The sequence below is a fragment of the Euzebyales bacterium genome (genome assembly GCA_035461305.1).
Taxonomy (GTDB): domain Bacteria; phylum Actinomycetota; class Nitriliruptoria; order Euzebyales; family JAHELV01; genus JAHELV01.
Genome location: DATHVN010000123.1, coordinates 1 through 13,726, shown reverse-complemented (window position 1 = coordinate 13,726; position 13,726 = coordinate 1). Strand labels below are relative to the sequence as shown.

General features: G+C 70.2%; 12 protein-coding genes. 4 read left to right on the top strand and 8 right to left on the bottom strand.

All coding sequences use genetic code 11. The features are described 5' to 3' along the window. The first annotated feature begins 171 nt into the window (after positions 1–171). Genes VK923_11360 through VK923_11350 form a run of 3 tightly spaced genes read left to right on the top strand, consistent with a single transcriptional unit; the run spans position 172 to position 4,124 of the window. Complete coding sequence (locus tag VK923_11360) at positions 172–2,535, top strand: EAL domain-containing protein (GenBank protein ID HSJ45268.1); 2,364 nt, start codon at positions 172–174, stop codon at positions 2,533–2,535. Positions 2,536–2,546: 11 nt separating this feature from the next. After that, on the top strand, positions 2,547–3,233 hold the full coding sequence (locus tag VK923_11355; protein ID HSJ45267.1) for an MBL fold metallo-hydrolase: 687 nt from the start codon (positions 2,547–2,549) through the stop codon (positions 3,231–3,233). A gap of 60 nt (positions 3,234–3,293) precedes the next feature. Further along, entirely contained in the window at positions 3,294–4,124 is an 831-nt protein-coding gene (locus VK923_11350; GenBank protein HSJ45266.1) for a hypothetical protein, read from the top strand. A 182-nt stretch (positions 4,125–4,306) separates the two neighbouring features. Here the strand turns inward: VK923_11350 and uvrB are convergent, their stop codons facing one another. Then, positions 4,307–6,364, bottom strand: coding sequence for an excinuclease ABC subunit UvrB (gene uvrB / locus VK923_11345; protein ID HSJ45265.1), 2,058 nt, complete (start codon positions 6,362–6,364; stop codon positions 4,307–4,309). 251 nt (positions 6,365–6,615) lie between these two features. Between uvrB and VK923_11340 the strand changes: the two genes are divergently transcribed. Continuing rightward, positions 6,616–7,593 carry a type IV toxin-antitoxin system AbiEi family antitoxin domain-containing protein gene (locus VK923_11340; protein HSJ45264.1) on the top strand — a complete coding sequence of 326 codons (978 nt, stop codon included), beginning with the start codon at positions 6,616–6,618 and terminating at the stop codon, positions 7,591–7,593. 98 nt (positions 7,594–7,691) lie between these two features. On the opposite strand, the gene VK923_11335 is transcribed toward VK923_11340, so the two are convergent. The 7 genes from VK923_11335 to VK923_11305 all read right to left on the bottom strand — a co-directional run. Beyond that, complete coding sequence (locus tag VK923_11335) at positions 7,692–8,537, bottom strand: SRPBCC family protein (GenBank protein HSJ45263.1); 846 nt, start codon at positions 8,535–8,537, stop codon at positions 7,692–7,694. Then, positions 8,528–9,193 carry a nucleotidyltransferase family protein gene (locus VK923_11330; GenBank protein HSJ45262.1) on the bottom strand — a complete coding sequence of 222 codons (666 nt, stop codon included), beginning with the start codon at positions 9,191–9,193 and terminating at the stop codon, positions 8,528–8,530. The genes VK923_11335 and VK923_11330 overlap by 10 nt, the downstream gene beginning before the upstream one ends. Further along, positions 9,193–10,347: an XdhC/CoxI family protein gene (locus tag VK923_11325; protein HSJ45261.1), complete on the bottom strand. Its 1,155-nt coding sequence runs from the start codon at positions 10,345–10,347 to the stop codon at positions 9,193–9,195. Before VK923_11325 ends, VK923_11330 begins: the two co-directional genes overlap by 1 nt. Continuing rightward, positions 10,340–11,524: a VWA domain-containing protein gene (locus VK923_11320; GenBank protein ID HSJ45260.1), complete on the bottom strand. Its 1,185-nt coding sequence runs from the start codon at positions 11,522–11,524 to the stop codon at positions 10,340–10,342. Before VK923_11320 ends, VK923_11325 begins: the two co-directional genes overlap by 8 nt. A gap of 3 nt (positions 11,525–11,527) precedes the next feature. Continuing rightward, on the bottom strand, positions 11,528–12,505 hold the full coding sequence (locus VK923_11315) for a MoxR family ATPase (protein ID HSJ45259.1): 978 nt from the start codon (positions 12,503–12,505) through the stop codon (positions 11,528–11,530). Beyond that, entirely contained in the window at positions 12,498–13,349 is an 852-nt protein-coding gene (locus VK923_11310; GenBank protein ID HSJ45258.1) for a xanthine dehydrogenase family protein subunit M, read from the bottom strand. Before VK923_11310 ends, VK923_11315 begins: the two co-directional genes overlap by 8 nt. Beyond that, positions 13,346–13,726, bottom strand: a 381-nt coding sequence (locus VK923_11305; GenBank protein ID HSJ45257.1) for a molybdopterin cofactor-binding domain-containing protein, incomplete at its 5' end; no start/stop codon positions are given. The genes VK923_11305 and VK923_11310, both read right to left, overlap by 4 nt.

Below are 13,726 nucleotides of genomic sequence, written 5' to 3'. Positions count from 1 at the left end.
AACGCGCCGACGCGTCGACCGCTGCACGAATGTGGGACCTGGCGATTGACGTCCGCCCGTGGAGAGTGTAGCCCCGGGAGGTGCGTCCTGAGCGACCCGGGCCGGACGGCGGCTGACAACCCAGGGTATAACCTGAACTACACCATGTATCGTGCGGGAGCGGGAGCGTCTGTGGTCTGGTCTGTAGCGAGCATCCTCACGCTCGTGGTCGGCGTCGTCACTCTGGCCGTGGGCGTCGTTGCGTTGCACGTCGGACGCCGCCGGACCCGGCGGAGCGTCGCGGCGCTGCTGTTCGCGGTCGGGATCTGGAACGTCGCGTACGCGATCGAGATCGCCACCACGACCATGACGGTCACCCACCTGGTCGGCGGTGTCGTCAAGTACGCGGCCATCAGCGCCGTTCCGCCGATCCTGCTGGTCTTCGTGTGCCAGTTCACGCGCCGCACGGACCTCATGACCCGCCCAGCTGCGCTGCTGCTGCTGATCGAGCCCATCTGGGTCGTGACGATGCTCGCGCTGCCATCGACCCGGGATCTGATCCGCGTCTACGAGGAGCCGATCGTGCCCGGCGTGGTGCCACTCGTCGCGTCCGGGCCGCTGTTCTGGATCCACTACTGGTACATCCAGGCCTTGCTGGTCGTCGGCTGCGGGCTGCTGCTGATCTCGCTCGCGCGCCTCCCGCGCAGCGCCGGACCGCAGGTCCGCCGCCTGCTGTTCGCGATCTCGCTGCCGTGGCTGGTCAACATCGTCGTCATCTTCCGCGTCGGCGGGTTCGGCCGGTTCGACGCCACGTCGATCGCGTTCGCGGTGTTCGCCAAGGTGCTGCTGTGGACCTCGGAGCGCTACGCGTTGTTCGACGTCGTGCCGGTCGCACGCGACCTCGTGATCGAACGCATGAGCGATGCGATCCTCGTCCTCGACGACGAGCGCACAGTCATCGACCTCAACCCCGCAGCCGAGCACCTGGTCGGCCACGACCGTCGCCACTCGCTCGGCCTGCCGGCGGGCGAGCTGATGCGGGCCGTCCCCGAGGTCCGCGCGCTGCTGGACAACGTCGGCGACCAGCCCTCGCGCGCCGAGCTGGAGCTCGCGAGCCGTGACCGGGGCATGCTGCACTTCGACGCTGTCGCCAGCCACCTGCCCTCGCGCGCGTCACCCGCGTCCGGCTACCTGCTGGTCCTGCGCGACGTCACCGAGCGCAAACGCCTCGACTCCGAGCTCCAGCGCCTCGCCCACTTCGACACCCTGACGGGGTTGCCGAACCGCAAGCTGTTCATGGACCGGTTGTCGGTAGCGCTCGCACGTGCGCGCCGCGACGGCACACCGCTCGCGGTGCTGTTCTGCGACCTCGACGGGTTCAAGCGCATCAACGACACGCTCGGCCACGCCCACGGCGACGAGCTGCTGCGCGAGGTCGCCGTGCGGCTCCAGCGCCGCATCCGCGACGGCGACACCGTCGCGCGCTTCGGCGGCGACGAGTACACCGTGATCCTGTCCCAGCTCAGCCGCGCCGGCGACGCCGCGCTGGTCGCCCGCAAGCTGCTCGGCGAGTTGACGCCACCCGTGCAGCTCGATGGCATGAGCGTCCAAGTCACCGCCAGCATCGGGATCGCGATCTGGCCACGCGACGGTGACAACCAGGAGGCGCTGGTGCGCTGTGCGGACATGGCGATGTACCGCGCCAAGGCACTGGGACCCAACGAGCTCGCGTTCTTCACATCCGCGATCGGCAAGAGCGCCGCGACCCGGCACCGCCTCGAGGCCGATCTGCGGCTCGCGATCGCCGGTGAGGAGCTCGAGCTCGCCTACCAGCCACAGCTCGCCGTCGACGACACGGGCGTTCCCGGCGCGGTGCTCGGCGTCGAGGCCCTTGCGCGCTGGGACCACCCAGAGCTCGGTGCGGTCCCACCCGGCACGTTCATCCCGCTCGCCGAGGAGCTGGGCCTGATGGGCGAGCTGGGTCGCTGGGTGCTCATGAGCTCGTGCCGGGAAGCGGCGACGTGGCGCGACAGGCTGCGGTCCAGCGTGCCGGTCGCCGTCAACATATCGGGCCGCCAGCTGAACCCCGAGTTGCTGGTCCACCTGGACGACGCCCTGCTCGACGCCCGGCTGGATCCAGCGCAACTAGTGATCGAGCTGTCCGAACGCACCGTCTCGAGCCATGGCGAGCACGCGACCGAGCTGATCGCCGCGATCCGTGCGCGCGGCGTGCGCGTCGCCCTCGACGACTACGGCACAGGCGTGACCTCGACGATGCGCCTGGCCAACCTGCCGCTTGACGTGATCAAGATCGACCGGTCGCTCGTCGCGGGGCTGGCACGCGAGACCGACCGCCGCGCCAGCGCCGTCCTCGACGCGACGATCAGCCTGGCTCACGACCTCGGCCTCATGGTGATCGGCGAGGGCGTCGAGCAGCCGACGCAGCAACAGCGCCTCGGCCTGCTCGGGTGCGACGCGATCCAGGGGCACCTGGTCGCGCGTCCCGTACCGGCGTCCGAGCTGCTCGATGTGCTCGGCAGCCGTGTCGCCAGGTAACGTCGTAGGGCATGCACACGTTCGATGACCGCGGCCACGTCGAGCCGCACGGCCCAGCCGCACGCCGCGTCGTCCGGCACGGCGCGACCCGTCTCTCGGTGGTGAAGCTGTCCGTCGGCCAGATGGACAACAACTGCTACGTGCTCTCCGACATCGGGACCGGCACCGGCATCGTCATCGACGCTGCCGACGAGCCCGACCGTATCCTCGAGGCGGTCGGTGACATCGATATCACGACGATCCTCACGACCCACGGCCACCGTGACCACTGGCAGGCGCTGGCGGCAGTCAAGCGCACCACGGGCGCGCGGGTCCTGCACCACCTCGCCGATGCACCGATGATTCCGGTGCCGGCCGACGGCACCGTCGGCGACGGCGACAAGGTGACGATCGGCGCCGCTGCGGTCGAGGTGCTGCACACCCCCGGTCACACCGACGGCAGCGTGTGCGTCGAGCTCAGAGGTCCCGCCGAGGACCGACCCGAGATCACGACCCACTTGTTCACCGGCGACACGCTGTTCCCCGGTGGGCCGGGCAAGACGTCGGGTGAGGCCGCGTTCGCCCAGATCATGACCTCGCTCCGCACGCGTCTGTTCGTCTTTGACGACGACACCTGGGTCCACCCGGGGCACGGCGAGGACACCACGCTGGGCGCCGAGCGCGGCGACCTCGATGCGTGGCAGGCGCGCGGCTGGTAGCAGGCCAACGGATGTCCGGTCGCGGGGTCGGCCGGGCGATGACTGGAAAGGAACGGACAGATGGTGATCGAGCTCGCGTCCGGCGATGACCGGGTCGTCGTCGACGAGGCACAGGGTGGTCGCCTGATCTCACTCGTGGCGGGTGGCGCCGAGCGCCTCATCGACCCGAACGACGACCCGCACGGCTGGGGATCGTTCGCCATGATCCCGTGGGCGGGACGCGTCGCCGATGCCCGGATCGACGACCTCGACATCGACCTCGAGGCCAACCACGGCGACCACGCCATCCATGGCGTCACGTACGACCGGCCGTGGACGGTTGACCGGTCTGCGGGCAATGCCGTCGAACTGCTCTGTCCTCTGCCCCGCGACCGCTGGCCGCTGGGCGGGATGGCCGCGCAGCGGATCACCTTGACACGTCGCTGCCTCGACCTCGAGATCCAGGTGCAGGCGGCCGAGCGGAGCATGCCGGTGGCCGTCGGATGGCATCCGTGGTTCCGCCGTCCCGACAAGGGCGACATGACGGTGGTCGTCGACAGCGCCTTGGTGCTCGAGATGACCGGCGACCTGATCCCCACCGGGGGGATCGCCAAGGTCAGCCGCAAGCTCGACCTGCAGCGCGGCGCGAAGCTTGGCCGGCGCCGGCTGGACCACGCGTATGTCGACGTCCTCGAGCCGGTCACCGTCACGTGGCCCGACCTCACGCTGACCATGCAGCTGCCGAGCAAGCCTGCCACCGTCGTCGTCTACAGCCCCGCACACGCGGTGTGCGTCGAGCCCCAGACCGCCTGGCCGAATCCGTTCGCGTGGCCGGACCGGTCAGGCGTCACGCAGCTCGGGCCGCGGGACATCTTCAGTGCCAACACCCGCTGGACGTGGGAGGCATCCTGAGACGCCGAGCTGTCCCGATCGGCGCAACCTGGTGTACCGCGACCTGCGATACGCGCGGACTGGCGTACCGGACCTGCGGTAACGCGACCTGGCGCCGCATGTCCCGCGGTAACGCGACCTGCCGCAGCATGTCCTGCGGTAACGCGACTGCCGCAGCATGTCCTGCGCAGCGTCGTCGTCCTTCAGCGCAGCGCGTCCTCCATGGCGCGCAGCTCCCGCCGCAGCTCGGTGATCTCGTCACGGAGCCGGGCGGCGTACTCGAATCTCAGATCCGACGCCGCGTCGTGCATCTCGTCGGTGAGCGACTGGATCAGCTTCGCGAGGTCGGCTTTCGGAAGGTCCGACACGTCGACCCCGTCGCCGTCACCGCGTCGCGTACGCCGGCTCGGCGTCGCCGCCGAGTAGGGCGCGCCGGCTTCTGCAGCGCGGGCGATCTGGATGATGTCGCCGACCTTCTTGCGGATCGTCTGCGGGTCGATGCCGTGCTCGGCGTTGAACGCCAGCTGCAGGTCTCGGCGCCGGTTCGTCTCGTGCAGAGCGCGGCGCATCGAGTCAGTCAGCTCGTCGGCGTACATCACGACCTGACCCTTGACGTTGCGGGCGGCGCGGCCGATCGTCTGGATCAACGACGTCTCGGACCGCAGGAAGCCCTCCTTGTCGGCGTCGAGGATCGCGACCAGTGACACCTCGGGCAGGTCCAGGCCCTCCCGCAGCAGGTTGATGCCGACGAGCGCGTCGAACTCGCCCAGCCGCAGCTCGCGCAGGATCTCGATGCGTTGGACCGTATCGATGTTGGAGTGCAGGTAGCGGACCCGCAGGCCCGACTCCAGCAGGTAGTCGGTGAGGTCCTCGGCCATCTTCTTGGTCAGCGTCGTGACCAGCACCCGCTCGTCGACCTCGGCGCGCGCGCGGATCTCGCCGATCAGGTTGTCGATCTGACCCTTGGTCGGCCGGACCACGACCTCGGGGTCGACGAGCCCGGTCGGGCGTATGACCTGCTCGACGACCGTGCTGGCGACGCGCCGCTCGAACGGGCCCGGGGTCGCCGACACGTGCAGCGTCTGTGGGACCCGCTCACGGAACTCCTCGAACGTCAGCGGCCGGTTGTCGCAGGCACTGGGCAGACGGAAACCGTGCTCGACCAGCATGCGCTTGCGCGAGATGTCGCCTTCGTACATCCCCCCGATCTGGGGGTTCGTGACGTGCGACTCGTCGATGATGCACAAGAAGTCGTCGGGGAAGTAGTCGAGCAGCGTGTGCGGTGCCTCGCCCGGTCCCCTGCCGTCGATGTGACGCGAGTAGTTCTCGATACCCGAGCAGAAGCCGATCTCGCGCATCATCTCGAGGTCGTAGTTCGTCCGCATGCGCAGCCGCTGGGCTTCGAGCAGCTTCTGCTGCCCCTCGAGCTCCGCCAGGCGCTCGGCAAGCTCGGCCTCGATCGTCGAGATCGCGCGCTTCATCCGGTCGGCACCGGCGACGTAGTGACTGTTCGGGAAGATCCACGCCTCCTCGACCTCGCTGACCAGTTCGCCGGTGACCGGGTTGAGGCGTGTGATGCGATCGACGGTGTCGCCGAAGAACTCGATCCTGTAGGCCAGCTCGGCGTCGGCCGGGAACACCTCGAGCGTGTCGCCACGCCGCCGGAACTTGCCACGGATGAAGTTGAGGTCGTTGCGCTCGTACTGCAGGTCGACCAGCTTGCGCAGGATCCCGTCCATGTCGACGTCCTCGTCGCGCCGCATGGCCAGCACGTGCTTCTCGTACTCGTCGGGCGAGCCCAGGCCGAAGATGCAGGACACGCTCGCCACGATCAGCACGTCGCGACGGGTCAGCAGCGCCATGGTCGCGCGGTGGCGCAGGCGCTCGATCTCGTCGTTGATCGACGAGTCCTTCTCGATGTAGGTGTCCGACGACGGGATGTACGCCTCGGGCTGGTAGTAGTCGTAGTAGCTGACGAAGTACTCGACCGCGTTGTTCGGGAAGAACTCCTTGAACTCGTTGGCGAGCTGCGCCGCCAGCGTCTTGTTCGGGGCCATCACCAGCGTCGGCTTCTGCACGGCCTCAACGATCTTGCTCGCCGTGTACGTCTTGCCGGAGCCGGTCACACCCAGCAGCACCGTGTCGCGCTCGCCGCGGTTGAACGCCTCGGCGACGCCCTCGACCGCGCGCGGTTGGTCGCCGGCGGGCTCGAACTCGCTGACGACCTCGAACTGCCGCGGCGTCCGCGTGGCGTCGGTCATGGACCGCCCCCGACCGTCCTGCGCCTGCGGGTCGTGGTGTTCATCGGGGGCCCTCGACCATCCTGCGCGTGAGCGTCGTGGTGCTCATCGGCCCATCCTAGGCGCACCCCAACCCGACGGCTCCCGACCAACCCCACCCTCCTGCCACCACCCCGACAGCAGCCAACCACCTTGCGTTTCTGGCACGAACGCAAGGTGGTTGTCTGCTGTGGGCGCGACCGGGCGTTCTGACAACCAGCTTGCGTTCGTGAATGGACATCCACAGGTGTCCGGGCCGAACGCCTGGACGCAGACCACGGGAGTGCCACGCTGACTCGATGCGCGCCTTCTCAGCAGACGCCGAAGCCATCAGTCTCATGCAGCGACAGCACGGTTGTGCACTGGTGAGCCAGCTGAACGAGGTCGGCCTGTCGCGTGGTCAGATCGCGCTGCGCGTACGGCACGGGCTGTTCGAACGTCTCGCCCGGGGCGTGGTCGGTCTGAAGGATCGTGAGGTGACGCCGCACGGTCGAGCCATGCGCGCCGTCCTCATCGCGCGTCCGAACGCGGTCGCGTGTCGGTGGACAGCGGCCGAGCTGCTCGGCCTCGACGCCCCGCGCAGCATGGTGGCACACGTGGTCGTCGAAGGATGCCGGCGGCAGAACCCGACGGACGATGTTCACGTCCACCGCACGCGGCAGCTTCCACCCCACCACGTGATCGCGAGCCGTTCGGTGCCGACGACGAGTCTGCCAAGGACGATCGTCGACTGCTCAACCGAACTCGACGCCTGGTCAGCGCTCCGGCTGCTCGACAGCTGCAGCGCCTCGCCATCGATGTGGCGGGCAATCCACTCGACCGCCGACGCGCTGTCCAATGGTCGTGCGGGAGTGCGGGCGATCGCCGAGGCCACGCATCCCGACGGCGCCGACCGCTTGCGGTCCGTGCTCGAGCGGTTCGCCGCCGAAGCACTGCGCGTCGCCGGCATGCCGCCGGGCGAGTGGAACGTGGCGATCAGCGATCGACGTGGCTGGGTTCGCGAGGTGGACCTGTGCTTCCGGCAGCAGTGCCTGATCGTTGAGTTCGACGGCCTGCGCCACCACGAGCAGCGCGCGACGGCACAGCGCGACAGGGCAACGGACCGTCGTCTTCAACTCGCCGGCTGGACGATCATGCGCTTCACCTGGCGGGATGTCACCGAGCGCCCGACGGCGATGGTCGCAGAGATCCGGGAGGCGCTCAGGGCGTAGGCAACGCAAGGTGGTTGCCGAAACGCCTGATCGCGCGCACGAATGTCAACCACCTTGCATTCGTACCAGAAACGCAAGGTGGTGTAGCGGGGTGGGGGTCAGCGGCGGCGGCGCCAGATCAGCAGGACGATGAGGAGCAGGGCTGCCAGGACCGGGATCGCACGCTTGGCGACCGACGCCCCTGCGACCTCGAACAGGTCGATGGCCTCGACGTCGGGAGCCGACGTCTGCGTCGGTGTGGTGGCGCGGTCCGCGGCCTGCGTCCCGCTGCTCGACGAGGCCGCTGACGAGCCAGCCGCCGCGCCGGACGGGGCGGCGGCCGCTGATGGCGCCGCGGTCGCAGCCGCCGTGGTCGCGTCGGTCGCCGGCTGCGGCGAGGCCGCCCCGACCTGCTGGGTGATCTCCTGCTCGGACGTCGCGGCGCTGTCACCGTTGCTGCCGGCGGCGGCCGTCGTGGTGGTCTCCGCCGCCGCCTCGACGGCCTCCTCGGGTTCCTCGGCGCCCGACAACTTGGTCGACAGGCAGTCGGCAAACTGGTTGAGCAGCTTGCTGCCGACCTCGTTCATCACGCCGCGACCGAACTGCGCCGGGCGCCCGGTGATCGACAGGTTGCTGACGACCGTGACCTCGGTCTCCTCGTCGCCCTTCTCGTCGAGCTTCGCAGAGATCGTGGCGTTGGCGGTGCCGCTCCCGCGCATCTCCTGCGCGCGCGCCTCGATCACCGCGCTGTGATTGTCCTGGTCGACCTCGGCGTACCTGGCCTTCCCGCGGTACGTCACCTGCATGGGGCCGACCTTGACCTTGACCCGGCCCGTGAACTCGTCGCCGTCGACGGAGTCGACGGACGCGCCCGGCATGCACGGCGCGATGCGCTCGATGTCGGTCAGCACGTCGAACGCCGTGTCCGCTCCCACCGGCACCGTGAATGAGTGGTTCAGTTCCATTGCTGCTGCTCCTTTGTGGCTGCACGTCCACCGACGCGCGGAGGGTTCGGATCGGGCTCAGTCGTCAGTGCGCTCAGGTCCGTCCCCGTGTCGATGTCCAGCGGCGAGGCGACGTCGTCGCACGCTACCGGCTCTACCCACTCCGGCCGGTCACGCAACAGCGCACGGGCACCCTGATCCCCCACGACCGCCTGATCGACCGCGTCCCATGTCCGCGCGTCGAACAGCACCGGCGTACGGATGTGGCCGTCGTACGTCGCCGCGGCGATCACGGCACCGGCCCGCCAGGACAGCATCAGGCGCCGGACGGCCTCCGGTGCGACGAGCGGCTGGTCGACGAGCGCCACCACCGCTGCTGGCGCGTCCGAGCGACGGGCCGCACGCAGACCGGCCCGAACCGACCCGCCCATCCCGGAGCGCCAGTCGTCGTTGACGACCACGTCGACCGCACGGCCACACAGCGCCGCGCTCACCGCTACCCCGTCGGCGCCGACCACGACCGTCACGGGTCGGCACCCGGCGCACGCCAGCAATCGCACACCCCTGACGACGAGCGGCTCGCCGTGGAACGTCACGAGTGCCTTGGGACGCCCGAACCGAACCCCCGCACCTGCCGCGAGCAGCACGCCAGCGGGCGGTATGTCGTCCGGACGCATCAGGTTCCCGCGCCGGCTGCCTCATCGACCGCGGCGCCGCGCACCTCGTGGATCCGCCCGGACGTGTCGGTCAGCGGGCGGCCCGAGCCTCCCCAGCGGCACTGGATCAGCTCGGCCGCCACCGAGACAGCGGTCTCCTCCGGTGTGCGCGCGCCGAGGTCCAGGCCGATCGGTGACCGCAGCCTGGCGAGCTCGGCCTCGTCCACGCCACGTTCGCGCAGTCGCTCGAGCCGCTCGTCGTGGGTGCGCCTACTGCCCATGGCTCCGATGTAGCTGGCGGGGCTGCGCAGGGCCACCTCCAGCAGGGGGACGTCGAACTTCGGGTCGTGCGTCAGCACGCAGATCGCGGTCCGCTCGTCGATGGCGACGCGTTCGAGGTAGCGGTGCGGCCACTCGACGATGACCTCGTCGGCGTCGGGGAAGCGCTTCGAGGTCGCGAACGTCGCACGCGCGTCGCAGACGGTCACGTGGTATCCGAGGAAGCTGCCGACCCGTGCGACGGCAGCCGCGTAGTCGATCGCGCCGAACACGAACATGCGCGGTCGCGGAGCGAAGGAGGAGATGAACACCCGCACGTCGTCGAGCCTGCGCTCACCGTGGCGGCCGTAGCGCCGCTCCGCGGTGCGACCCTGCTGCAGCATGCCGCGTGCGTCGTCGACGACCGCGATCTGCAGGCCCTCCGTCTCGACCGAGCCCTCCGTCCAGCCAGGTCCGATGAGCATCGTCGCGCCGCGCCGCGGTGGGACGTCCTCCTCTGACGGCGCGTCGATCACGGTGGCGATCGCGACCGGCGACTCCTCCTCGATCGCATCGAGCAACCGACCGAACCATGGTCGCGCCTGATGATCGATGCGCTCGACGAAGACGTCGAGCTCACCTCCGCAGGTCAACCCGACCGCGAAGGCCTCGTCGTCGCTGTAGCCGTAGTGGGCGAGCTCGGGCTTACTGCTGCCCAGCACCTGCCGGCCGAGCTGGTAGACCGCACCCTCGACGCAGCCGCCCGACACCGAACCGGCGACCTCGCCGTCAAGGCTGATGGCCATCGCCGTGCCGGGCTGGCGCGGGGCGCTCTTGCGGACGTCGACGACGGTGGCCAGGGCGAGAGGCTCCTCGGCCTTCCACCACGCCTGAAGCACCGACAGGATGTCACGCATGCGTTGCCTCCTTTCGACCGGCCACGACGTCGGCAAGGTGCTCGTAGGCCTCGAGGCTGTGACCGTCGACGAACGCATCAACGTGCGGCAGCGCCGCCAGGAGGCCGCCGACCAGCGGCTCGAAGCCGGGGCGGGCGCGCCGTGGGTTCGCCCAGACGACGCGGTGCGCCAGGCGGTGCAGCCGTGCCATCTGCTCGCCGAGCAGCGCCGGATCCTCACGTTCCCAGCCGTCGGACATCAGCACCACGATCGCACCACGGGCCATGCCGCGCTGCCCCCAGCGGTCGAGGAAGGCCTTGAGCTGCGTCCCGAGCCGGGTGCCCCCGCTCCAGTCCGGGATTGCCGACGCCACGGAGGCCATCGCGGTGTCGGCGTCGCGATGGCTCAGCTCACGCGTGAGCCGCGTCAGGCGCGTGCCGATCGAGAACACCTCGGTGCGCTGCCGGCCGCGGGTTGCCGCGTGGGCGAACCGCAGCAGCGCGTCTGCGTAGGGCGTCATCGACCCGGAGACGTCGATGAGCAGCACGACCCGCCTGGGACGGTGCCGCTCCGAGCGCCACCGCAGCTCGGCGATCTCCCCTCCGCTGCGCAGCAACGCGCGCACCGTCCGCCCACGGTCGACCGCACCGATCCGGTCGGGCTGCCACCGCCGCGTTCGACGCTGGGCGCCGGGCATCGCGAACCGCGCAAGCAGACGCTCGAGCTGCCGGCGTTCCTCGGCATCGAGCGAGGCGACGTCGCGCCGGCGCAGCACCTCGACTGAGCTGGCGTTCGCGACGAGCGCCGTCTGGTCCTCGTCGTCTGGGTGGTCAGATCCGTCGGTGTCGGTCACTGGCAGTGCGACGGTGGTGGTCTGCTGCACCGGCGTCGGCTGGACCCGCTTCATGTCGGCGACGCGGCCCTCGAAGAACGCGGCAAACACGTTGTCGTACCGAGTGATGTGCTCGGGGTGGGCGCACAGCGTCGCACGGCCGGCCCAGTAGACGTCCGTCCGATCCCGCGCGTCGAGCTGGTCGAGCGCCTCCACGAAGTGCTGCACGCGATCAGGCCCGACCGGCATCCCCGCCCCACGCAGCGCGGCGGCGAGTGCCACGGCGCCGGTGACCGGCTCGGCGACGGCCGCCCGCGCCGCACCGTTGGTCGGTGACCCTCCGGTGGCGAGGTCGTGCGTCGGCATCGGTCAGACCTCGGCCAGCGCCTGCCGCACGAGCTGGCCGACGTCGAGCCGTCGCGCCCGTTCCTGGTCCTCGCGGTACTTCAGCGCGGCACCCAGGGTCGCCATCACGACGTCCGGCTCGAGGCCGTGGACATCCAGGGCCGCCAGCGCCCGCGCCCAGTCGATCGTCTCGGCGACCCCCGGTGGTTTGAGCAGGTCAGCGGTGCGCAGCGCCTGCGTGACGGCGGCCACCTCGCGCGCGAGCCGCGCCGACACCTCCGGCAGCCTGACGCGGACGATCGCGATCTCCCGTTCGAAGTCGGGGTGCTCGAGCCAGTGGTAGTAGCAGCGGCGTTTGAGCGCGTCGTGGACCTCGCGCGTGCGGTTCGACGTGATGATCACGACGGGCGGCTCGGTCGCGCGCAGCGTGCCGATCTCGGGCACGGTGACCGTGAATTCCGACAGGATCTCGAGCAGGAACGCCTCGAACTCGTCGTCGGCGCGGTCGACCTCGTCGATCAGCAGCACGCACGGCGACATCTCGAGCGCCTGCAGCAGCGGCCGGGCGATCAGGAACCGCCGGTCGTACAGCTCGGCCTCGACGGCGTTGACGTCGGCGACACCGCCGGCCTCGGCGGCACGCAGGTGCAGCAGCTGCCGCGGGAAGTCCCAGTCGTACAGCGCCTGGCTGGCATCGATGCCCTCGTAGCACTGCAGGCGCACCAGCGGAGCGCCGAGGACGTCGGACAGGGCGTGGGCGACCGCCGTCTTGCCCACGCCCGCCTCACCCTCGAGGAACAGTGGCCGTTGTGTCCGCAGTGCCAGGAAGATCGCCGTGCTCAACCCGGTGTCGGCCAGGTAGTCGTGGTCGGCAAGGCGGTCGCGCACCGCGGCGGGGCTCCCGAGGTCGGGAGCCGCCACCGCGCGGTGCTCGTTGCTGCCCGGTGCCGCGGCATGCGCGGCACCGGGCGGTGCGGTGTGGTCAGCTGCGTCGTCAGCCACCCAGGGCATTCTCCACCGCGCGCCGTGTCAGCACGCGTGCGAGGTGTTGGCGGTAGTCGGCCCGCGCGTTGAGGTCCTCTGGTGGTGAGGTCCCCTCGGCGGCGAGGTCGCAGGCGTCGCCGATGGCTTCGGTCGACGCACCGGCGAGCGCCTGCTCGGTCTGCGAGGCCCGGAGCGGCACCGTACCCATGTGGGTCAGACCGACCCGTGCCTCGGCGATCGAGCCGTTCTCGCGTCGGACCAGGGCCAGGCTACCGACGATCGCCCACGCCTGCGCGACCCGACTGAACTTCTGGTAGTCGTACCCCCAGTCGGACCCGAGCTTGGGCACGTGGACCTCGACGAGCACGTCGTCGGGCCCGAGCGCTGTCTGCAGGTAGTCGAGGAAGAACTCCGACGCCGGCACCTCACCCCGGCCGCCGCTGCCGGCGACGACGAAGGTCGCGTCGAGCGCGAGCGCCAGCGCCGGCAGGTCGCCGGCGCTGTCGCCGTGCGCCATGCCGCCGCCGAAGGTCCCGCGGTGCCGTACCTGGACGTCGCCGACGTGCGAGACCACGTGCGAGATCGCCGGGCAGTGCTCGCGCACGAGGTCGTCGTGCACGACGTCGTCGTGGGTGGTCGCCGCGCCGATGACCAGGTGGTCACCCGCGTCACTGACGCCCTGCATCTCGCCGACGCGACCGACGTCGACCAGCATGGTGGGGAACGCCAACCGCAGTCGCAGCAGCGGGATGAGGCTGTGGCCGCCCGCGAGGACCTTCGCGTCCTCGCCGTGCTGCGCGAGCGCCTGGACGGCCTCGTCGACCGTCTCGACCCTGGTGTAGTCGAATGCTGCGGGAATCACGGGTGCTGACCTCCTTCGGCGCCCTTGGGCACCATCTGGTCTCGGCTGGCCGAGCCCTCCTGCAACGCGCGCCACACCCGTTCGGAGCTGCACGGCATCTCGATGTGGGTGACGCCGAGGTGGCGGATGGCGTCGAGGACGGCATTGACGACCGCCGGGGTCGAGGCGATCGTGCCGGCCTCACCGACGCCCTTGACGCCCAGCGGGTTGCTGGTCGCCGGCGTGACGGTCCGATCGGTGATGTAGTCGGGCAGGTCGGGCGCGCCGGGGACGTAGTAGTCGACCAGGGAGCCGGTCGTCAGGTTGCCGGCCTCGTCGTAGACGGCCTCCTCGTACAGCGCCTGGGCGATGCCCTGGGCGACCCCACCGTGGATCTG